Source organism: Lacinutrix venerupis (assembly GCF_003663945.1).
Taxonomy (GTDB): Bacteria; Bacteroidota; Bacteroidia; order Flavobacteriales; family Flavobacteriaceae; genus Lacinutrix; species Lacinutrix venerupis.
The window spans coordinates 170,713-191,100 of the sequence record NZ_RCCH01000006.1 but is presented as its reverse complement, the minus strand read 5'-3'; the positions used below and the strand labels follow the sequence as shown (position 1 = coordinate 191,100).

The 20,388-nt window shown below is 29.6% G+C and carries 22 protein-coding genes; 13 read left to right on the top strand and 9 right to left on the bottom strand.

Features of this window, described 5'->3' with window-relative positions:
- The first annotated feature begins 46 nt into the window (after positions 1-46).
- On the top strand, positions 47-1,300 hold the full coding sequence (locus CLV86_RS10660) for a carboxypeptidase-like regulatory domain-containing protein (protein ID WP_121052252.1): 1,254 nt from the start codon (positions 47-49) through the stop codon (positions 1,298-1,300).
- Between the two features lie 13 nt (positions 1,301-1,313).
- Here CLV86_RS10660 and CLV86_RS10655 read toward each other — a convergent pair whose 3' ends face one another.
- Both CLV86_RS10655 and CLV86_RS10650 read right to left on the bottom strand, forming a co-directional pair.
- Positions 1,314-2,000, bottom strand: coding sequence for a uracil-DNA glycosylase family protein (locus CLV86_RS10655; RefSeq protein ID WP_121052250.1), 687 nt, complete (start codon positions 1,998-2,000; stop codon positions 1,314-1,316).
- Positions 2,001-2,726: a tetratricopeptide repeat protein gene (locus tag CLV86_RS10650; RefSeq protein ID WP_121052248.1), complete on the bottom strand. Its 726-nt coding sequence runs from the start codon at positions 2,724-2,726 to the stop codon at positions 2,001-2,003.
- Between the two features lie 88 nt (positions 2,727-2,814).
- Here CLV86_RS10650 and CLV86_RS10645 point away from each other — a divergent pair, with 88 nt between their 5' ends.
- On the top strand, positions 2,815-2,946 hold the full coding sequence (locus tag CLV86_RS10645; RefSeq protein WP_076732614.1) for a 30S ribosomal protein THX: 132 nt from the start codon (positions 2,815-2,817) through the stop codon (positions 2,944-2,946).
- Here CLV86_RS10645 and yaaA read toward each other — a convergent pair whose 3' ends face one another.
- From yaaA to CLV86_RS10630, 3 genes are all read right to left on the bottom strand, one after another.
- Complete coding sequence (gene yaaA, locus CLV86_RS10640) at positions 2,947-3,705, bottom strand: peroxide stress protein YaaA (RefSeq protein ID WP_121052246.1); 759 nt, start codon at positions 3,703-3,705, stop codon at positions 2,947-2,949.
- A 187-nt stretch (positions 3,706-3,892) separates the two neighbouring features.
- Positions 3,893-4,939, bottom strand: a complete 1,047-nt coding sequence (locus CLV86_RS10635; protein ID WP_121052244.1) for an RluA family pseudouridine synthase — start codon at positions 4,937-4,939, stop codon at positions 3,893-3,895.
- Between the two features lie 4 nt (positions 4,940-4,943).
- Positions 4,944-5,501, bottom strand: a complete 558-nt coding sequence (locus tag CLV86_RS10630; protein WP_121052243.1) for a PASTA domain-containing protein — start codon at positions 5,499-5,501, stop codon at positions 4,944-4,946.
- 176 nt (positions 5,502-5,677) lie between these two features.
- On the opposite strand from CLV86_RS10630, the gene CLV86_RS10625 reads away from it, so the two are divergent.
- A complete protein-coding gene (locus tag CLV86_RS10625; protein ID WP_121052241.1) occupies positions 5,678-6,652 on the top strand; it encodes a D-alanine--D-alanine ligase in 975 nt (324 codons plus the stop codon).
- 111 nt (positions 6,653-6,763) lie between these two features.
- Positions 6,764-7,222, top strand: a complete 459-nt coding sequence (coaD, locus tag CLV86_RS10620; protein ID WP_076732600.1) for a pantetheine-phosphate adenylyltransferase — start codon at positions 6,764-6,766, stop codon at positions 7,220-7,222.
- A gap of 38 nt (positions 7,223-7,260) precedes the next feature.
- Here coaD and CLV86_RS10615 read toward each other — a convergent pair whose 3' ends face one another.
- Complete coding sequence (locus tag CLV86_RS10615; RefSeq protein WP_076732597.1) at positions 7,261-8,922, bottom strand: SulP family inorganic anion transporter; 1,662 nt, start codon at positions 8,920-8,922, stop codon at positions 7,261-7,263.
- Positions 8,923-9,020: 98 nt separating this feature from the next.
- On the opposite strand from CLV86_RS10615, the gene CLV86_RS10610 reads away from it, so the two are divergent.
- Positions 9,021-10,754: a M14 family metallopeptidase gene (locus CLV86_RS10610; RefSeq protein WP_121052239.1), complete on the top strand. Its 1,734-nt coding sequence runs from the start codon at positions 9,021-9,023 to the stop codon at positions 10,752-10,754.
- A 70-nt stretch (positions 10,755-10,824) separates the two neighbouring features.
- Here CLV86_RS10610 and CLV86_RS10605 read toward each other — a convergent pair whose 3' ends face one another.
- Both CLV86_RS10605 and CLV86_RS10600 read right to left on the bottom strand, forming a co-directional pair.
- A complete protein-coding gene (locus CLV86_RS10605; protein WP_121052237.1) occupies positions 10,825-12,762 on the bottom strand; it encodes a T9SS type A sorting domain-containing protein in 1,938 nt (645 codons plus the stop codon).
- Between the two features lie 149 nt (positions 12,763-12,911).
- A complete protein-coding gene (locus CLV86_RS10600) occupies positions 12,912-13,514 on the bottom strand; it encodes an NUDIX hydrolase (protein ID WP_121052234.1) in 603 nt (200 codons plus the stop codon).
- A 132-nt stretch (positions 13,515-13,646) separates the two neighbouring features.
- On the opposite strand from CLV86_RS10600, the gene pyrE reads away from it, so the two are divergent.
- Positions 13,647-14,291, top strand: coding sequence for an orotate phosphoribosyltransferase (gene pyrE, locus CLV86_RS10595; protein WP_121052232.1), 645 nt, complete (start codon positions 13,647-13,649; stop codon positions 14,289-14,291).
- Between the two features lie 37 nt (positions 14,292-14,328).
- Positions 14,329-14,724, top strand: a complete 396-nt coding sequence (locus CLV86_RS10590; protein WP_076732585.1) for an orotate phosphoribosyltransferase — start codon at positions 14,329-14,331, stop codon at positions 14,722-14,724.
- On the opposite strand, the gene CLV86_RS10585 is transcribed toward CLV86_RS10590, so the two are convergent.
- Positions 14,721-15,452, bottom strand: a complete 732-nt coding sequence (locus CLV86_RS10585; protein WP_121052230.1) for a biotin--[acetyl-CoA-carboxylase] ligase — start codon at positions 15,450-15,452, stop codon at positions 14,721-14,723. The genes CLV86_RS10590 and CLV86_RS10585 overlap by 4 nt on opposite strands.
- A 107-nt stretch (positions 15,453-15,559) precedes the next feature.
- Between CLV86_RS10585 and rsfS the strand changes: the two genes are divergently transcribed.
- The 6 genes from rsfS to CLV86_RS10555 all read left to right on the top strand — a co-directional run bounded on the left by rsfS (position 15,560) and on the right by CLV86_RS10555 (position 20,382).
- Positions 15,560-15,931, top strand: a complete 372-nt coding sequence (gene rsfS, locus CLV86_RS10580; RefSeq protein ID WP_076732580.1) for a ribosome silencing factor — start codon at positions 15,560-15,562, stop codon at positions 15,929-15,931.
- Positions 15,932-15,939: 8 nt separating this feature from the next.
- Positions 15,940-17,916, top strand: coding sequence for an ATP-dependent zinc metalloprotease FtsH (gene ftsH, locus CLV86_RS10575; protein ID WP_076732577.1), 1,977 nt, complete (start codon positions 15,940-15,942; stop codon positions 17,914-17,916).
- A 111-nt stretch (positions 17,917-18,027) separates the two neighbouring features.
- Positions 18,028-18,633, top strand: coding sequence for an LUD domain-containing protein (locus CLV86_RS10570; protein ID WP_121052228.1), 606 nt, complete (start codon positions 18,028-18,030; stop codon positions 18,631-18,633).
- Positions 18,634-18,654: 21 nt separating this feature from the next.
- On the top strand, positions 18,655-19,476 hold the full coding sequence (locus CLV86_RS10565) for a phosphatidate cytidylyltransferase (RefSeq protein ID WP_121052226.1): 822 nt from the start codon (positions 18,655-18,657) through the stop codon (positions 19,474-19,476).
- Positions 19,466-20,116, top strand: a complete 651-nt coding sequence (locus tag CLV86_RS10560) for a phosphatidylserine decarboxylase family protein (RefSeq protein ID WP_121052224.1) — start codon at positions 19,466-19,468, stop codon at positions 20,114-20,116. The genes CLV86_RS10565 and CLV86_RS10560 overlap by 11 nt, the downstream gene beginning before the upstream one ends.
- A complete protein-coding gene (locus CLV86_RS10555; RefSeq protein WP_076732566.1) occupies positions 20,116-20,382 on the top strand; it encodes an acyl-CoA-binding protein in 267 nt (88 codons plus the stop codon). Before CLV86_RS10560 ends, CLV86_RS10555 begins: the two co-directional genes overlap by 1 nt.
- Positions 20,383-20,388: the final 6 nt, after the last annotated feature.

The following is a 20,388-nucleotide window of genomic DNA, read 5'->3' as shown; positions in this document are numbered from 1 at the left end:
TCCTTTGGTTTCCTTAACTTTAAATGGTATATAATTACGCTATAGCATGATGAATAACAAATATTTTACAGCAAATAAACTTTATATTTTAATTTCTTTTTTTTTATTAATCTTTTCTTTTGGTTTTGCACAAAACATAGTTGAGTTTAAAGGAAAAGTGGTTGATACAGATACTAATAATGCTTTAGCTCTAGCCGATTTAATTGTTATTGGCACAAACATTAGTACGATTACAAATAGTGAGGGAGAGTTTTTACTAAAAGTACCTACAGAATATATAGACAAATCTGTTTTGGTATCTTATTTAGGCTATAAAAAACTACAAATACCGCTTTCTAAATTTAAAGAAAATAATACTAAAATTGAACTAGTTATTGCTGCTACAGTGCTTGCTCAAGTAGATGTTAACGCACCAAAAGACGCCTTAAGTTTGGTAAAAAAAACATTAAGTCTTAAAGCAGAAAATTACTTAAATAACGAAACTGTAATGACTAGCTTTTATAGAGAAACTATAAAAAAAGGAAATAGAAATGCATCACTATCTGAAGCTGTTTTAAAAATTTACAAACAACCTTACACATCTGGTAGAAAAGACGTTATTGAACTTGTAAAAGCCAGAAAAAACACAGATTACTCCAGATTAGATACTCTAGCCCTTAAACTACAAGGTGGTCCTTATAGTGCATTAAGCACAGATTTAATAAAGTATCCAGAGTTTGTTTTTAACGATACAGATATTAATGATTATAACTTTAGTTTTAATAAATCTACACAAATAAATAATAAACTGGTTTTTGTGGTTAATTTTAAACAAAAAGAAAACATATACAAACCAATGTATTATGGTAAATTATATATAGATGCAGAAAATTATGCACTAACAAGTGCTATATATAATTTAAACGTAAGCAACAGAGAACTATCAAGCCAACTTTTTGTTAGAAAAAAACCTAATAAAGCAACTGTATATCCTACAAATGCATCTTTTCGTGTAAATTATAGAGTAAAAGATGGAAAATGGTATTATGGTTATAGTAATATAGAACTTTCATTTAAAGTGAAGTGGGAAAACAAATGGTTTAATAGTCGTTATACTTTACAAAGTGAAATGGCTATTACAGATTGGAATAGAAATATTACAGAAGATGTAGGCAAACCAAAAAATAGGTTAAAAAGATACAGCATTTTAGCAGATGAGGCTTCTGGTTTTGCTGATTCTGAGTTTTGGGGAGAATACAATATTATAGAACCCGAAAAATCTATAGAATCTGCTATTAAGAAAATAAGCAGGCAGTTATAAAAATCTTAAATTATTATAAATACTCACGGTATTGAAGCACTCTAAAATCGAAAGTATTAAACTTAGGATTGCTAGCTTTAAGTTGTTTGTATAAAGGATTACTACCTATTGAAATATTAGCAGCGCCAGAAGAAGATGTTAAAGAAACTGTTTTAACAACTCTATTTTTTAATGCTTTTTTTGAGTCTTTATTTTCATTATTGATAACAAATTCATGAATTTTAGGAGTATTGTTAGATATTAATTGTAGCTTTAAATTATATGCTTTTATATGCTTTCTAAAAAAGTACTCTGGACCATTTTTAGAACGTCCACCAATAAAAAGAAGCGTTTCTATATTTGGATATTTTTTTAAATACCCAATAATATCTCTAAGTTTAATATTTTTCATTCCTAAATCTGAAGCATCAATTTTTTCACGCTCGCAACTTTCCACAATGTCGCAAACACCTATTTTATTATTAATTAAAAATTTTTTTCTTTGTTGTATCGCTTCTTGAGAATTATCGTAATGTAAATTGAGATTGTGTATTTTATCTATAAACAACCATAAATTATTATAATAACTACCATAACAAAAATCGACATCTTTTTCTAGTAAATTGCCAGTAGTAAATCTTGGAGGTGGTAATGTTCCAACAATAAGTTTTTTAGTATCGTGTTTAATAAATGGTTTGTATGGATGCTTGTGCTTAAACATTTAATACATACTTTTTAAAAGCTTTTCTACCTCATTAATAGTTGACCTGTATTTGTTTTTGTTAGGCTTAGTCATGTGCTTAGACTCTGTAGATATTTCATTTAAAATATCTTTTGCTGCTTCTAGTTTATTATTCTCTATATAAAATTTTGCTAATACTAATCTCTCGGTGTAATTAGAATAACGCTGGTCTATAGATTGTAAATGTTTTTCGGCAGCATTGGTTTGTCCTGTTTTATGTAATGCCAAACCATAAATAAATTCTGATTTCGATTGTGTAAATTCCGGATGACTTTTAAGCTTTGCACCGTAAGAAATGGTATTATTATAATCTTTTAAGTTATAATATGCTGCTATTAATTTTTCTAATATAAAATAGTTGTTCTGGCTTTTATCTTGTAAAGCCACTTCGTAATGCGTTATGGCATTTTTATAATCTTTCATTTCAAAAAAAGCATCTGCTAGATCTAATCTATTTTGAAATGTCTCTGAAAATTGAAGTCTTTTCTCTAAATCTTTAACCTTTTTTGTTGGTATTAAAACCGAAGTTAAATTCTCTTTAATAATATTAGCATCGCGCTTATTATAAACTTGAGTTACTAAATATATTAAACAACCAATTACAGGAATAAAAAGGATTAAAAAAATCCAGTAATATTGATTTCTATATTTTATAACATGATAAATACAAAAAGCTTGTAAAGCAAAAATTAAGTAATAATACATTAGTTAAAATTAATTTAAAGTGATAAATATACTAAAGTAACTCCTAAAATATTTGCTATCTTTAATGAATTCAATATTATATAGAACTATGGGAAGAGGAGATAAAAAAACAAAACGCGGCAAAATTAGCAGAGGAACTTTTGGTGTTAGACGACCAAAAATTAAAAAACGAGTACGCCCTGAAACTAAAATTGAAATTAATAAAAAAATTAAGCCATAATTATCTTGTAAATACCAAGTGGTTTTTACTAGACAACTCATCGCTTAAACCATAACCTTCGGTTTTAAATCCTTTTAAATCGTCTATTGTTTTTGCGTTTGTATCTACAATATATCTAGCCATTAAGCCTCTTGCTAATTTAGCATAAAAGGCTACAATTTTATATTTTCCGTTTTTAAACTCTTTAAAGTCTACAGTTACAACTGGTACTTTTAACGCCTTAACATCTATTGCTTTAAAGTATTCTTTACTGGCTAAATTTACAAAAACCTCATCGTCTTGTAATTCTTCATTAAGTGCTTTTACAACGTCTTTTTTCCAAAATTCATAAAGATTCTTTTTGGTGCCAATAGGTAATTTAGTTCCCATTTCTAATCTATATGGTTGAATTAAATCTAAGGGTTTTAAAATACCATACAAACCTGAAAGTATTCTTACTTTTTCTTGTAAAACGTCTATTTTATCTTTTGAAATAGTATAAGCATCTAATCCTTTATAAACATCACCACTAAATGCGTAAGCTGCTTGCCTTGCATTCTCTGTAGTAAATGGCAATTGCCAGTCTTGATTACGCTCGTAATTAAGCTGCCCTAAAGCATCACTAACATGCATTAATTCTGAAATTCCTTTAGCAGATTTCTTTTTAAGTATTTTGCTAATTTTCTCAGACTGATTTAAAAATTGAGCTTCTGTATAATTCTCTGTTGGTAATTTGCTTTCAAAATCTAAAGATTTTGCTGGTGATAATACTAATTTCATAAATTCTTTTTTCTATTACGAATTTACAATTTACCTTATAAAAATTAACTCAATAAAAATGAATTGTTCTATACAATTATAAATATTGATTATAGGTTAATTGCGTTAGGGATTGATGCGGCATCCTTTTTTTGAGGCACGTAAAAAAAAGATATAGCGGAAAGCCCGACCTTTAGGTAACGCCCAACTAAGATTCTAAGTGCGTACTATAACCTCTCCACTTCTCTATACAATCTTGCATATCCTTTGGAACAGGCGTTTCAAAACGCATAAATTCTCCTGTTTTAGGGTGCTCGAAACCTAAAGTTTTTGCATGCAGTGCTTGTCTTGGTAAAATTTTAAAACAGTTTTCTACAAATTGCTTGTATTTGGTAAAGGTTGTACCTTTTAAAATACGCTCACCACCATAACGCTCGTCGTTAAAAAGCGTGTGCCCAATATGTTTCATGTGTACACGAATTTGGTGTGTTCTTCCTGTTTCAAGCTTGCAACTTACTAAGGTTACATAGGTTAAACGCTCTAATACTTTGTAATGTGTTACAGCAGGTTTTCCTTTATCTGCTTCATCATCAAAAAATACAGTGTTTTGTAATCGGTTTTTAGGATGCCTACCAATGTTGCCTTCAATGGTACCTTCATCATCAGTTATATTTCCCCAAACAATAGCCACATATTCGCGCTCACTGGTTTTATCTTTAAACTGTTTAGATAAATGTGCCATGGCATGTTCGGTTTTTGCAACTACTAATAAACCACTAGTATCTTTATCTATTCTATGCACTAAACCTGGTCTATCGCTAGAATTTTTTGGTAAATTATCAAAATGATAAATTAAACCATTTATTAGTGTTCCAGAATAGTTTCCATGTCCTGGATGCACTACAATACCTGCTGGTTTATTAACTACCAAAAGTGTATCGTCTTCGTAAACAATGTCTAAAGGCATGTTTTCTCCAACCAATAAATTCTCGAATGGTGGATGAGAAAACAACACACGAATTTCGTCTAAAGGCTTTACTTTATAATTAGATTTTACAACAACATCGTTTACATAAATATTACCATCTTTAGCAGCTGCTTGAATTTTATTTCTTGTAGAATTTTCTACTTTATTCATTAGCCACTTATCGATGCGTAAAGGTGCTTGACCTTTATCTGCTGTAAAGGCATGATGCTCGTAAAGCGTTTCTCCTTCTTCGTTTTTTTCGGGTAATTGCGGTGTGTAATCTGCCATTATATTAGTTTGCACGATTTCCGTTTCCTAAAACAACATCAATTTTAGAGTGCTTAGGCAACAAGGTTCCTGGTTTTAATACTTTTCCGTTATAGCGTAAGCTTAAAACCTCATCTTTTCCAATATTATCTATGTAGGTTTTTTTACCAATTTCAAATTCTAAAGATTCTAAAGTTGGTCTTGCTTGACGAAATGTACGGTTTATAATATCTGGCACAGGAATTTTACGATAACCAGAAGGATTAAGTGTAATGTAAATTTTTCTATTTTCTTTTACGTTTTCTCCTGCTGGAGGATCTTGTTCTATTACAGAATATTTTGGGTAATCTGGATTAAAATTTGCCGAATCTTGTATTTCCATAACCAAGTTATTTTCATCTAATTCAATTTTTGCAACATCTATAGATTTTCCTGTTAGGTTTGGAACTGTTTCAAAATTACCATGGTTAGTAGTAACATTCAACCATTTAAAAATGATAAAACATAAAACTAATACTGCAACTATAGCTAAACCTAGTTGTTTAAAAAACGTTTTACTAGTAAGAAATTTAATTATACTCATTGGTTGATTTAAGTTAAAAATACTGTGGCAAATATATAAAAACAAAAAGGTTTTCGTTTGCTATAAAATAAATGATATTTTAGCTAAACTAATAAATTGCGAGCTTATTATTAAGCTTTAATATTATTATACGAAGTTTAACTGTTTTAAGATTACCGCATTTGCGGAAACTAACAATGAAAAAAAATATTGCCATAATAATGGGAGGCTATTCTAGCGAATACCAAATTTCTTTAAAAAGTGGAAATGTAGTTTATAATACTTTAAGTAAAGAAAAATATAATGTTTACAGAATACATATTTTTGAAAACAAATGGGTTTATGTAGATGATTATGATACTGAATTTACAATTGATAAAAACGATTTTTCTGTTTTGGTTAACGAAACAAAAATTAATTTCGATTGTGTTTTTAATGCCATTCATGGCTCTCCCGGAGAAGACGGATTTATGCAATCTTATTTTGAGTTAATTGGCATACCACAAACAAGCTGCAATGCTTATCAAGCTGCTCTAACTTTTAACAAACGTGATTGCTTGAGCGTATTAAAACCATATGGTATTTTAGCAGCAGAAAGTTATTATCTAAACCTAGGAGACAGTATAAATGAAGAAGATATTATTACAAAGGTAGGTTTACCATGCTTTGTAAAAGCTAATAAAGCTGGTAGTAGTTTTGGAATTTCTAAAGTACATAAAAAAGAAGATTTAAAAACCGCTATAGATCATGCTTTTAAAGAGGATAATGAGATTATTATAGAATCTTTTCTTGATGGCGTAGAGGTTTCTGTTGGTGTTATTACCTACAAAGGAGAAACTAAAGTTTTACCTATTACCGAAATTGTAAGTGAAAACGATTTTTTCGATTATGAAGCTAAATACCTTGGTAAATCTCAAGAAATTACTCCTGCAAGGTTAACTAAAACACAAGAAGATAAAGTAAATACTCTTGCCAAAAAGGTTTACGATGTTTTAAAAATGAAAGGCTTCTCTAGAAGTGAGTTTATTTTTAAAGATGATGAACCTCATTTATTAGAAATAAATACTGTTCCTGGTTTAACTAACGAAAGTATTTTACCACAACAAGCCGCAGAAGCTGGCATTTCTATGGCAGAATTATTTGAAAGCGCTATCGACGAAGCTTTAAAATAATTTAATAAAGATATCTAACTTTAAACTGTGTTTAAAGTTAAATACATTGCAAAAACTAAACAATTTAATTATATTATAATTACTTAGAATAAAACTATTAAAACAACAATCATGAAACGTGCACTTTTTCCAGGATCTTTTGACCCTATAACTCTTGGTCATTATGATATTATTAAGCGTGGTGTAAAACTTTTTGACGAGGTTATTGTTGCCATTGGAGTAAATTCTGAAAAAAAATACATGTTTTCATTAGAAGACAGGAAGCGTTTTTTAGAAGAAGCTTTTAAAAACGAACCTAAAGTAAAAGTTGTTACTTATAAAGGATTAACCATAGATTTTTGCAAAGAAATGGAGGCAAAATTTATTTTACGTGGTTTAAGAAATCCAGCAGATTTTGAGTTTGAAAAAGCTATTGCACATACTAATAGAAAACTCTCTAAAATAGAAACCGTTTTTCTTTTAACTGCTGCAAGAACATCATTTATTAGTTCTAGCATTGTTAGAGAAGTAATACGCAATAATGGAGACTACACTGTTTTAGTTCCAGATAGTGTACGGGTTAAACAATAAACTAAATAAAAAAGCGAGCCAATTGGCTCGCTTTTTTATTAAAATTTATATTCCGAAAGTGGTTTTGGAAATTCCTCTGGATTAGCTGCTAAATGGTAGCGAGGATCATCTATATCCTCAACAATTACCTCTCTAAACTTTGGACTAGCTTTATATAATAAAATTTTACAATCTTCACTTAAATGTTTTAGCTTAATCTTTTTTCCTTCTGTTTCATATTTTTCTACTAAATTAAAAATAGCTTCTATTGCAGAGTGATCACTTACACGAGATTCTACAAAATCAATCTCAATATTTTCCGGATCGTTTTTAGCATCAAACTTTTCGTTAAATGCTTGAATACTTCCAAAAAATAATGGTCCCCAAATTTCATAAACTTTAGTTCCATCTTCTTTAATACGCTTTCTTGCTCTAATTTTCTTAGCATTTTCCCAAGCAAATACTAAAGCCGATATTATAACACCTACAAATACCGCTACTGCTAAATCTACAAAAACAGTTACTAAAGACACTGTAATAAGTACAATAGCATCAGACATTGGAATTTTTTTAAGTATTCTAAAACTAGACCATGCAAACGTTTCTATAACCATCATAAACATAACTCCTACTAAAGCAGCAATTGGCACCATTTCAATTAATTTATCGGCAAAAAGAATAAAGGATAATAATGTTACAGCCATCATTATTCCCGATAAACGTCCTCGACCACCAGCATTTATATTAATTACCGTTTGACCAATCATACCACAACCACCTGTTCCACCAAAAAGACCAGAAACTATATTTCCAGCACCTTGTGCCACACATTCTCTATTTCCATTTCCTCTAGTTTCGGTTAACTCGTCTACCAAATTCATAGTCATTAAAGACTCTATTAAACCAACAGACGCAGCTAAAAACGCAGGTAAAGCAATAAATTTAAGAGTATCAAAATTAAAAGGCAATTTTTCCCAAAGCTCTAAATTAGGTGTTGGAAACTCTCCTTTTAAACCAGTTCCTCCTCCTTCTACTATGTAAGATCCAACCGTAGAAACATCTAAATTAAAACCTACAACTATAAAACTAGTAATTAAAATTGCTGTTAACGCTGCAGGAACTTTTTTAGTTATTTTTGGGAGCACCCAAATTATTCCCATAGTTAAAAGCACTAAACCAATCATGGTATATAACTCTGAACCTTGCATGTAAGTACTTACATACTCATTTACACCAGCATCTGATACTTGTAAAGATTTATGAGAGAACATTTTTACTTGAGCCATAAAAATAACTATAGATAAACCGTTTACAAAACCCATCATTACTGGATGCGGAATCAAACGTACAAAACGTCCTAATTTAAAAACTCCAGCAAATATTTGTATTATTCCCATTAATACAACACATGCCATAAGGTAAAAGAAACCCATATTTTCTATAGGCGTATCCATTAACATACCTTTTGTATGCCCATCTGCAATCATACTAACAAAAATAACTGCAACTGCTCCAGCTGCTCCAGAAATTAAACCTGGTCTACCTCCAAAAATTGCTGTAATTAAACCAATTATAAAAGCACCAGATAATGCCATTAACGGATCTATTTGTGCCACAAACGCAAAGGCTACAACCTCAGGTATCATAGCTAACGAAACGGTAATTCCGGCTAAAACATCATCTTTCGCATTGGGTACTATTTTTCTAATAAACTCTGTCATTGTCCTATTTTTTGAAGCTGCAAAAGTACGTTTAATTACTAGATAGACAAAGTCGCTTATTCTATATTTGTTTACTTTTAATTTTTAAAATAATTAATATGAAAAAAATTGTTGCGCTTTTACTTGTTGTGTTTATTTTTAATTGTAAATCTAAAAAAGAATATAAATTTACATCGGTTTTTGAAAAATCTAATGGTATAGAAACTGCTACTTACTTTGAAACTATTGAGTTTTACAAAAACTTAGCTGCTGTTTACCCAACTATTTCAATTGATTCTATAGGTATAACAGACGCTGGAAAACCACTTCATATTATAACCTATAATAAAGATGGCGTTTTTAAATTTTCGGAAATAAGAAAAAACAAAAGTATACTTTTAATAAACAACGGAATACATCCTGGAGAAAGTGATGGTATAGATGCAACTATGTTACTCTATAGAGATTTAGCCGAAGGAAAAATAGAAACTCCTAAAAAAACGGCTTTAGTTACCATCCCTATTTATAATATTGGTGGTAGTTTAAATAGAAACTCTACAACACGAACAAACCAAAACGGACCTAAAGCATACGGATTTAGAGGAAATGCTAGGAATTTTGACTTAAATAGAGATTTTATAAAATCTGACACTAAAAACGCTAAAACATTTGCACAAATTTTTCACTTAGTAAAACCAGATGTATTTATAGACAACCATGTAAGTAATGGTGCAGATTACCAATACACATTAACACATTTATTTACACAGCACAATAAACTTGGTGGAGATTTAGGACATTATCTACACACTAAAATGATGCCTAATTTAGAACAAAAACTTGCTGAAAAAAAATGGGATATTACTCCATATGTAAATGTCTATAATAAAACTCCAGACAATGGTTTTTCTCAATTTTTTGATTCTCCTCGTTATTCTACCGGCTACACAACTTTATTTAACACACTTGGTATGATGGTGGAAACACATATGCTAAAACCCTACAAGCAACGTGTATATGGTACTTATGAATTAATGAAAAGTATGATTGAAATTATTGAAAATGATGGAGAAACAATAAAAAAGTTACGAGTTGAAGCATATAATAAACTTATGGCTCAAAAAAAATATCCTTTACATTGGGAAATTGATACTACCAAAAATTCTCAATTAAACTTTAAAGGCTATGAAGGAGAAATGATTACCAGCGAAATTACTGGCAAAAATCGCCTAAAATATAACAGAAACAGGCCTTTTGAAAAAACTGTTAATTATCAAAATTATTTTAAACCAACAACAGAAATTACTGTTCCAAAAGCATATATAATTCCGCAAGGTTGGTATAACATTATCGAATTATTAAAACTGAACAATACAGAAATAACTAAACTTAAAAAAGATTCTACGCTAGTTGTACAGAGCTATAAAATTGAAGAGTATGAAAGCCGTAAAACACCATATGAAGGTCATTATCTTCACTTTAATACTTCAGTGTCTACAACTAAACAAACTATTACATTTAAAAAAGGAGATTACTTGGTTAAAACAGGCCAACCTAACTACAGGTATATTATAGAAACTTTAGAACCTCAAGCATCAGATTCATTTTTTAACTGGAATTTTTTCGATACTATTTTACAGCAAAAAGAAGGATTTTCTGCTTACGTATGGGAAGACAAAGCTTTAGAGCTTTTAAAAAGTAATGCAGAATTAAAAATAAAGTTTGAAACTAAAAAAGAAGAAGACTCACTGTTTAACAATAACTGGTATCAACAATTAAATTGGCTACATAAGCATAGCGAAAATTATGAGAAAGCTCATTTACAGTATCCTGTTTATAGAGTACTTTATTAATTTTTAAATAAAAAAAAGACCACTAAATTAATAGTGGTCTTTTTTTTATAGTTTAACAACTATTCAAGCTTTAATGTAAAACTTGAACTTTTTTACTAAAGCTTCTAAAGTTAGATTTAAAGTTTATAATATATAAACCGTTAGAAAGACCATTAACATCTACTTTAGTTTTACCAAAGGTAGAATTATCAAAAGTTCCTCTAAGCACTTGTTTTCCATTTATACTATATACTGTATAATGCATAACCTCTGCATCTAATAATAACAATTCTACATTTAAATTGTTGCTAGCAGGATTCGGATATAATTTAATATCTGTACTATTATCTAAAACAGGTTTAAACTCTTCTTCAGTTGCTTCTTTTTCAACAATTACATCTTTAACAATAGGATCTTTAACATCTCCTGATGCATCATCATTATTTGTTGAAGCTTGTTTTGGTGGTGGTGCTATTACTAAAAATTGCACTCCTACCTCTTCTAAAGAAGCACATAGGTTATTTGAACTTATTAAATTCTCAACATCTGTTGCAGTAGTTTGTTGTAATTGTATAGTAGCTAAATCAAGAGTTGCAGGATTAAATACTAAAACATGTACTCTATAAACACCTAAATCTTGTAATCCTGAAAAAGTAAACGAATTACTTGTTCTCGTCCATCTTTTTATTACTAACTCACCATTTAAGTTAGGTTGAGATAAAATAAATGCTTTATCAAATCCTGATGGTACAACAGCATCTCCATTTAAAGATATGTTAATTGCAACAGTAGAACTTAAATCTAATATTGGTAATGTATTAGTACTTAATGATATTGTTCCAGAATCTGCTTCACATGCAACATCTTCTATATCGCTTATTGTAATAGTAATTGTTTCTTCATCACACAGTGTACTGTTACAATAGTTTCCAGAATACATAGAAGCTTTAATTTCAAAAGTACCTGTTCCTAAATTCCAAGCACCTCCACCTGCTGGATAAGTATATGGAATATAGTTTTCAATTATTGAGTATTGTTGGTTTGTTTCTACATTTTCAACTTCAAATCTAACACTTTCTGATGCTCCAGATACAATTGCATCTACATAGAAATTAGATGGTAAATCACTTAACTGATAAGTTGCTCCATCTGTTAAAGTTGTTGTTTCTGTACCATTAGTGAACTGTAATTCTGTTATATCACCACAGTTTTGTTCGTACAATGTAAAGGTGTAACAAATGTAATCGCATTGTGTACCATAACAATTGTCGTATTTGTACACTTTAGAAATAAATTGAAATGTTCCTGTTCCTAAAGACCACGCACCATTTCCACCTGGATAAGTATATGGTAATATATTTTCAGTATTTGTATAAACTTGACCAGTGTTTAAGTTTTTTATTTTATTGTATGCACTATCTGTCATACCAGAAACAACTACATCAACATAAAAGTTATATGGTAAAGTTGCAATATCATAACTGCCTCCATTGCTAATATTAACAGTGTTTGTTCCGTTAGAGAATACTAAACCATCAATTTCACCACAAGAAGGAGTATTAGTTAACTTAAATCTAATTTTTTCTTTATCACAGTACCAACCAGAGCAACTATTATATTTATAAATTTTTGCTTCAATTTCATAATAACCTGGTCCATAACTCCATGCACTTCCGCCGTTAGGAAAAGTATATGGTAAATAGTTTTCTTGAATATAAGCATACTGTCCCGTGTAAAGGTTTTTAACCTTAATTCTAGCACTTCTAGAATAACCAGACACTAATACGTTTATATAAAAATTGTTTGGCAAATCTCCAATGTAATATTCTCCACCATTTGTTATAGTTGTAGAAGAATTTCCATTAGAAAATTTAAAACCAGAAATAGAACCGCACCAGGTATCTTCATTAGATATTAAGGTTTCTTCGGTTGTTGCGTAAGATTGTAATGAAAAACACAACAATATTACTGCTAAAAAGTTTTGTAACCTTTTAACTTGAGGGAGTTTTTTAGGTAGTTTTTGTTTCATGATTAATTAATTTAATTTGTAATAACAATCAAACTTAAATAATCATAAATTTATCTTAAAATTTCTCGGTCATAATACACTATTATTCTACGAATGGTGCAAAAAGCAAGATTAAATAACCTGTAAGAAAACTCTCTAAAACAAAACGCTTATATTTTATTACTTTTTGCTTTTATTAACAACTTAATATTTGAGTAAGAGTTATTTAACGCTTCTAGAGATTTTTCCTTATTTAGCCATTGTACTTTAGTAATACCTTCGGCTTCTTGCGGATATAATTCACCTTTAAAATTGGTTTTCATTTTAAACCAATAGGTAATTTTAATTTTTAATTTATCGTTTCTTTTAAAAAGATGATAAGTAGTCTCTAATGGTTTTACAATTTTTAAACCAGTAACTCCTGTTTCTTCTTCTACTTCACGAAGTGCAGTTTCCTCGATACTTTCATTTTTTTCTGCTTTACCTTTTGGTAAATCCCATTTATTGTTCCTAAAAATAAACAATACTTCATTATTATTATTGTAAACTTTTCCTCCTCCAGCAATAACGTTAGGTAATTTTTTTAAAAACTTTTTTAGTATAGTTTCTTCGTTGTGATGAATAAGCCTAATAGAATTAATTTTCTTTTTTTTAAGTACTTTTATAGCTTCTTCAATATCAACATCTTTTAACAAAAAGTTTTTAAAATCGGTTTCTTTTTCAACTATGGTTGTTAAAATTATAGGTTTGTTGTTTACAAAAATGTAATACATATTTTAGCGTCTAGCAATTGGTTAGCTTTGGTAAAAATATTATTTTTATTTTAGTTTCTTACGTCTTAAAAAAATATTTTTTTAGATTTATAACTAAGCCATAAAGTTAAATTATTGTTTATTTTTGCAATTATGATTTTTGACAAACACATCGCCAGACAAGCCGCAAAGGTTTTACTACAAGTTAACGCTATTAAATTAAGCCCAAAAGAACCATTTACATGGGCTTCTGGATGGAAATCTCCTATTTATTGCGACAATCGTATTATTTTATCATTTCCACCTATAAGAAATTATGTACGTGAAGAAATGGCTAAGTTTATAGAACAGCAATATGGAAAACCAGATGCAATAGCAGGTGTTGCTACAGGAGCCATAGGTATTGGAATGTTAGTTGCAGAATATTTAGGCTTACCTTTTATATATGTAAGACCAGAAGCAAAAGGCCATGGCCGCCAAAACCAAATTGAAGGTTTTATTGAAAGCGGACAAAATGTTGTTGTTGTAGAAGACCTAATTAGCACCGGAAAGAGCAGTCTTAATGCAGTAAAAGCATTAAAACAAGCAAATGTAAATGTAAAAGGAATGATTGCTATTTTTACTTACGGTTTTGATATTGCCAAAGAAAATTTTGAAGCAGAACATATAGATTTACATACTTTAAGTAATTATGAAAATTTACTTATTGAAGCTGCCGAAACAAATTATATAAAAGAAGATCAATTAGAAACTTTGTCTGCTTGGAATAGTAATCCTAGCGAATGGAATGCTTCTTGATATCTAAATACTATAAAAAAATAATAAAAAATCTAATATGAATTTAGAATCTAAAAAAGTTACTTTAAATAAATCTGCCGAAGACGCTTTTAATTTTTTAAACAACGTTAAAAACTTCGAAACACTTATGCCAGAAAACATAAGTAAATTTGAAATTCTTGACGAAGATAAATTTTTATTTGCGTTAAAAGGCATGCCAGAAATTGTACTTAAGAAAAAAGAAACTGTACCACACAGCAAAATAATTCTTGGAGCTGCTGGCGGAAAATTAGATTTCTCTCTAATTGCAAATATTACAGAAATAGATAGCAATACTAGTGAAGTGCAACTAAACTTTCAAGGAGAATTTAATGCTATGATGGCAATGATGATTAAAGGTCCTATAAGTAAGTTTATAGACACTTTAGCTGGAAACATGACTGTAGCTGTTTAATATAATAAGGTTATTTCGTTTAAAGTAAATTCTTCTATAATTTCATCCTCTAATAAGAGTACTAAATTACCACTTGAAGAAACGCCTTTAATAAAACCAGAAAACAAATTACCTTCGGCATTTTTAAATGTTGAAGGTTTATTTTTTCTAAATAATTTTGATTCATAGTCTGCTTTTAATGCTTCAGTAGCACCAGAATCTAAACTTTTAAATGCCATTTTAAATTCAACTATAAACTTATGCATTACTTCATCTAAATCAAAAGTTTTACCACAACTATTTTTTAAGGATGTAGCACTAACTAAATCATTAAATTCTGTTTGGTTAACATTTAAACCTATGCCAATAATAGAATATTCTAATTTGCTTTTTTTTACAATATTTTCAATTAAAATACCTGCTATTTTTTTATTCGCTGACAAAATGTCGTTAGGCCATTTTACAAATAAATTAGGAACATTATAATATTTTAATGTTTTATATAATGCAAGCGAAGTAACAATACTAAGATAAAACTGATTAGAAAACTGCAAGTTACTTATACGTTTAAACACACTAAACGTAAGGTTTTCTCCTGCATTAGAAGCCCAAACTTTGCCCATTTGCCCACGTCCTCTATTCTGTTGTTTAGCAACAACAATAGTGTAATCTTCAAGAGTATCTGCGCTACTAATCTCTTTTAGAAAAGTATTTGTAGAATCGATGGCATCAAGTTTGATTATACGCATATAAATTGGTTATCTTCGTTGTTTAAATTTTATAATTAATCTTTATAAAAATTTTAAAGTATAAAGAACCAAAAAATAATAACTTTGCACAAATTAAATATTAGTTAATGGCTAAAAAACAAGTAAATGACGATGCATTAATAACTACAATTATTAGTGGTATTGAAGATGTAAAAGGAAAAGAAACAACTATTCTAGACTTAAGAGAAATTGATAATACTGTTTGCGATTATTTTATTATTTGCGAAGGTACCTCTAATACACAAGTAAATGCAATTGTTAATTCTATTCAGAAAAAAGTAAGCAAAGAGCTAAAAGATAAGCCTTGGCATATAGAAGGAGAAGACAATGCAGAATGGGTTTTAATGGATTATGTAAATGTTGTTGTACATGTTTTCCAAAAACATATTCGTGAATATTATGACATTGAAAGTCTTTGGGGAGACGCTAAAACTACACTTATTGAATCTAAATTTTAAACCCATACATGGCAAATAATAATAAACCGCAAGCTCCAAAAAAACCTAAGTTTAATCCGTATTGGATTTCAGGAGCTCTTTTAATTGCATTAATCGCTTTTCAAATTTTTGGAACAGGCGATACTAATGACAATAAAAAAATAACACCAATAGAGTTTTATCAAATTTTAAAAGATGGTGACGTTAAACAATTTGATGTCATTAAAAACACTGGTTTTGTAAAAGTATACCTTACAGATGCAGCCGAAAAACTTGAAAAACATAAAAAGTCTGTTTCAAATAATTTTAGTTTTAGTGCTACTAAAACACCTAACTACATTTTTCAATACGGTAGTTTAGAAAATTTTGAAGATAAGTATACAAGTATTATAGACGAAAATAATCTTAATACAGTTTACGATAACGACAGAGAAGAAAATTTGTTATCAGATTTGCTTTTTAGTCTACTACCGTTTATTCTTTTAATTGCTGTCTGGATATTTATCATGCGCCGTATGTCTGGTGGTGCTGGAGGAGGCGCTGGTGGTCAGATTTTTAATATAGGAAAATCTAAAGCCAAACTATTCGACGAGAATACTAAAGTAAAAACAACTTTTAAAGATGTTGCTGGTTTAGAAGGAGCCAAAGAAGAAGTACAAGAAATTGTAGACTTCCTTAAAAATCCAGAAAAATATACTTCTTTAGGAGGAAAAATACCAAAAGGAGCCTTACTTGTAGGACCTCCAGGAACTGGTAAAACTTTATTAGCAAAAGCTGTTGCTGGTGAAGCAAAAGTGCCATTTTTCTCATTATCTGGATCAGATTTCGTTGAAATGTTCGTAGGTGTTGGAGCCTCTAGAGTAAGAGACTTATTTAAACAAGCCAAAGAAAAATCTCCTGCAATTATATTTATTGATGAAATTGATGCCATCGGTCGTGCAAGAGGAAAAAATGCAATGTCAGGAAGTAACGATGAACGTGAAAACACATTAAACCAATTACTAACAGAAATGGATGGTTTTGGTACAAACACAAACGTTATTGTATTAGCTGCTACCAATAGAGCCGATATTTTAGATAAAGCCCTTATGCGTGCTGGTCGTTTTGACAGGCAAATACATGTAGATTTACCAAATCTAACCGAAAGACGTGCTATTTTTGAAGTACATTTAAGACCGCTTAAAAAAGTAGACGGTTTAGAAGTAGATTTCTTAGCAAAACAAACACCAGGATTCTCTGGTGCAGATATAGCAAATCTTTGTAATGAAGCTGCATTAATAGCAGCTAGAAATAATAAGAAAGCAGTAGATAAACAAGATTTCTTAGACGCAGTAGATAGAATTATTGGTGGTCTAGAAAAACGAAGTAATTTATTCTCTGTCGAAGAAAAGAAAACCATTGCTTATCACGAAGCAGGACACGCAACTGTAAGTTGGTTCTTAGAACATGCAGATCCTTTAGTTAAAGTAACTATTGTACCTCGTGGACGCTCATTAGGTGCTGCATGGTACTTACCACAAGAAGCCTTTATTACTAGAACAAGCAAATTTTTAGACGAAATTTGTGTAACTATGGGTGGTCGTGCTGCCGAAAAAATTATTTTTAATGAAATCTCTACTGGCGCATTAAGCGATTTAGAAAATGTAACCAAAAAAGCAAAAGCTATGGTTATGATTTATGGCTTAAATGAAAAAGTAGGTAATATTACATATTACGATCCTGCTGGAGAAAGTGGTTTTGTAAAACCATATAGTGAAAATACAGCAGAACTTATAGATAACGAAATTAAAAACATAGTTGAAACGCAGTACCAACGTGCATTAGAACTCTTAGAATCTAAAAGAGATGTGCTAGATAAACTTGCCGAAAGATTAATTGAAAGAGAAGTTATTTTTAAAGATGATCTTGAAGAAATATTAGGTAAGCGTCCTTTTGATACTACTTCTGAAAAACCATCAGAACTATTAAAAAAAGAAAACAATTCTAAAAAAGAGGAAGAAGAATAAACCTTATTTTTATAAAATAGTCTTAAAATCTCAAATTAACGCTATAGTTAATTTGAGATTTTTTATATTTGGTAATTACCTTAGCAGAATAGGTTAATAGCAAAGTTATAAATGAGCATTTTTAAAAACATTTTTCGTTCTAAATCTGATAAAGAAAAAAAAGATATTAGTAACGAAACAAGAGGTAAATACATGCCTCAAGAAAAACTACCAATTGACGAAAGTTTTACTATAAACTTTAAAGCAAACGGTGGTAAGTTTTTATATTGTGAAAATTTAGATGAAATTTACGAAAACTTAAATCTTATTCTTGAAGAAAATAATTGGACAGAAAAAGCTGGTTTTTTTTACGACAAAAACCTAAAACAACGTTTTAAAAGTTTAAACTTAAAAACAGATGCTTTAAATGCTGCAACTTATTTTTTTACAACTTGCGAAAGTTTAATTGCTAATGATGGTTCTTTACTTATATCATCTCATCAAATAGCAGAATCTAAACTTAGAGAGTTCCCGAATAATTTTATTGTTTTTGCTACTACAAGTCAAATTGTCACAAATATTGGAGAAGGTTTAAGAAAAATTAAAAACAATAACGCACAAAAAATACCCACAAACATTACTACAATAAAACACTTTAAAGATCTTGATGAAAAAGACTTTTTAACGTATGGTAGTGCCTCAAAAAACTTATATTTGCTACTTCTTGAGGATTTATAATAAGAACTCATTTATTTTTTAATGAAAGAAACTATAACTAGAGCATTATCTGGAGTACTTTATGTATTACTACTACTTTCATCACTATTAAATCAGCATGCATTAATCATTCTGTTTTTTATATTTGGAATTATATGTATTGCAGAATTTAAAAAACTAATTAGTTTAAAAAGTTTTGTTCCTTACATTGTTTTCACGGTTTTATATTTTATTTTTGGGTACTGGCAATTACTCATGAATTCTTCAAAAGGTTTAGACGAAGCCACGCAAATACTTCAAGTTATTACTATATTTGTTCAACTTCTTTTAATTAAAGATTTATTTTCAGAAAAAGTTATTCCACTATTTATAACAAAGCGTTTTATATTAACCACGTTTTATATTTCTAGCGGCTTTGTTTTTTTAATATTAATAGCAAACCATAATCATACCTTTACACCAAAACTTTTGTTTGGTTCATTTATTTTGGTTTGGGTAAACGATTCTTTTGCCTATTTAGTTGGAAAAAACTTTGGTAAACAAAAGTTGTTTTCAAGTATATCTCCTAAAAAAACTGTAGAAGGTTTTCTTGGAGGATTATTATTTTCTTGCATAGCAAGTTATTTTATAGCAACTTACACGCATACTTTAAATTTTAATAATTGGCTTATTTTAGCTGTAATTATTAGTGTTATAGGTACTATTGGAGATTTAATAGAGTCTAAATTTAAACGTCAAGCAAATGTTAAAGACAGTGGTGTAATTATGCCAGGTCATGGAGGTTTGTTAGACCGTTTCGATAGTATTATATTTGCAGCACCATTTATATATTTATTTTTAAGAATATTACATTATGTTTCATAAAGAAGGCCATAAAATTATTGTCATAACTTTTATACTTATAATCGCGTCTTACATAGCTGTAGATTACTTTATAGATATTAATTGGCTTAAATATTTACTGTTTTTCACTTTAGCAGTATTTTTATATTTAATTCTTCAATTTTTTAGAAATCCTAAAAGAAACACAATAAACAATAACAACAACGTTTTATCTCCTGTAGATGGTAAAGTTGTAGTTATTGAAGAAGTTTTTGAAAAAGAATATTTTAAAGAAAAAAGACTACAAATAAGTGTGTTTATGTCTCCATTAAATGTTCATGTAACACGCTATCCTATTAATGGAAAAGTTTTATTTAGTAAATATCATCCTGGTAAATATTTAGTTGCTTGGCATCCAAAAGCGAGTGAAGAAAACGAGCGAACAACTGTTGTTGTAGAAAATGAATCTTACGGTAAAGTATTATATAGACAAATAGCTGGAGCATTAGCCAAACGTATAGTAAACTACGCTAAAGTTGGTGATGAAGCCGTACAAGGCACCGATTCTGGTTTTATAAAATTTGGCTCGAGAGTAGATTTATATTTACCTTTAGATACTAATGTAAAAGTAAGTTTAAACGATAAAGTAAAAGGTGGCGAAAGTATAATTGCCGAATTATAATGACTTCTGAAGAAATAGATATCGCATTTCAAGAAGCTGTAGAGCGTATTAACTCGCATACAGAACCTTTTCCAGCAGACTTTTTGCTACGCTTATATGCGTATTTTAAAAAGGCTACAAATAATTACGAAAGACCAAGCAGCCGCACACCAATAATTAATGCTTTTAAAACTAATGCTCTATTTCAAATTCAAGGCATTACAGAAGACCAAGCAAAACAAACCTACATAGAGCTTGTAAATAATTACTTTTTATATAGAAAGTAAACTTAT

Excerpts from the sequence above, each read along its gene's own strand:
- CLV86_RS10645 (WP_076732614.1), top strand. The coding sequence starts at position 2,815 with ATGGGAAGAGGAGATAAAAAAACAAAACGCGGCAAAATTAGCAGAGGA.
- coaD (WP_076732600.1), top strand. The coding sequence starts at position 6,764 with ATGAAACGTGCACTTTTTCCAGGATCTTTTGACCCTATAACTCTTGGT.
- pyrE (WP_121052232.1), top strand. The coding sequence starts at position 13,647 with ATGATTTTTGACAAACACATCGCCAGACAAGCCGCAAAGGTTTTACTA.
- CLV86_RS10650 (WP_121052248.1), bottom strand. The coding sequence starts at position 2,726 with ATGTATTATTACTTAATTTTTGCTTTACAAGCTTTTTGTATTTATCAT.
- CLV86_RS10615 (WP_076732597.1), bottom strand. The coding sequence starts at position 8,922 with ATGACAGAGTTTATTAGAAAAATAGTACCCAATGCGAAAGATGATGTT.
- CLV86_RS10610 (WP_121052239.1), top strand. The coding sequence starts at position 9,021 with ATGAAAAAAATTGTTGCGCTTTTACTTGTTGTGTTTATTTTTAATTGT.
- CLV86_RS10600 (WP_121052234.1), bottom strand. The coding sequence starts at position 13,514 with ATGTATTACATTTTTGTAAACAACAAACCTATAATTTTAACAACCATA.
- ftsH (WP_076732577.1), top strand. The coding sequence starts at position 15,940 with ATGGCAAATAATAATAAACCGCAAGCTCCAAAAAAACCTAAGTTTAAT.
- CLV86_RS10555 (WP_076732566.1), top strand. The coding sequence starts at position 20,116 with ATGACTTCTGAAGAAATAGATATCGCATTTCAAGAAGCTGTAGAGCGT.
- CLV86_RS10570 (WP_121052228.1), top strand. The coding sequence starts at position 18,028 with ATGAGCATTTTTAAAAACATTTTTCGTTCTAAATCTGATAAAGAAAAA.
- CLV86_RS10635 (WP_121052244.1), bottom strand. The coding sequence starts at position 4,939 with ATGGCAGATTACACACCGCAATTACCCGAAAAAAACGAAGAAGGAGAA.
- CLV86_RS10565 (WP_121052226.1), top strand. The coding sequence starts at position 18,655 with ATGAAAGAAACTATAACTAGAGCATTATCTGGAGTACTTTATGTATTA.
- CLV86_RS10625 (WP_121052241.1), top strand. The coding sequence starts at position 5,678 with ATGAAAAAAAATATTGCCATAATAATGGGAGGCTATTCTAGCGAATAC.
- yaaA (WP_121052246.1), bottom strand. The coding sequence starts at position 3,705 with ATGAAATTAGTATTATCACCAGCAAAATCTTTAGATTTTGAAAGCAAA.
- CLV86_RS10585 (WP_121052230.1), bottom strand. The coding sequence starts at position 15,452 with ATGCGTATAATCAAACTTGATGCCATCGATTCTACAAATACTTTTCTA.
- CLV86_RS10630 (WP_121052243.1), bottom strand. The coding sequence starts at position 5,501 with ATGAGTATAATTAAATTTCTTACTAGTAAAACGTTTTTTAAACAACTA.
- CLV86_RS10605 (WP_121052237.1), bottom strand. The coding sequence starts at position 12,762 with ATGAAACAAAAACTACCTAAAAAACTCCCTCAAGTTAAAAGGTTACAA.
- rsfS (WP_076732580.1), top strand. The coding sequence starts at position 15,560 with ATGGCTAAAAAACAAGTAAATGACGATGCATTAATAACTACAATTATT.
- CLV86_RS10560 (WP_121052224.1), top strand. The coding sequence starts at position 19,466 with ATGTTTCATAAAGAAGGCCATAAAATTATTGTCATAACTTTTATACTT.
- CLV86_RS10660 (WP_121052252.1), top strand. The coding sequence starts at position 47 with ATGATGAATAACAAATATTTTACAGCAAATAAACTTTATATTTTAATT.
- CLV86_RS10655 (WP_121052250.1), bottom strand. The coding sequence starts at position 2,000 with ATGTTTAAGCACAAGCATCCATACAAACCATTTATTAAACACGATACT.
- CLV86_RS10590 (WP_076732585.1), top strand. The coding sequence starts at position 14,329 with ATGAATTTAGAATCTAAAAAAGTTACTTTAAATAAATCTGCCGAAGAC.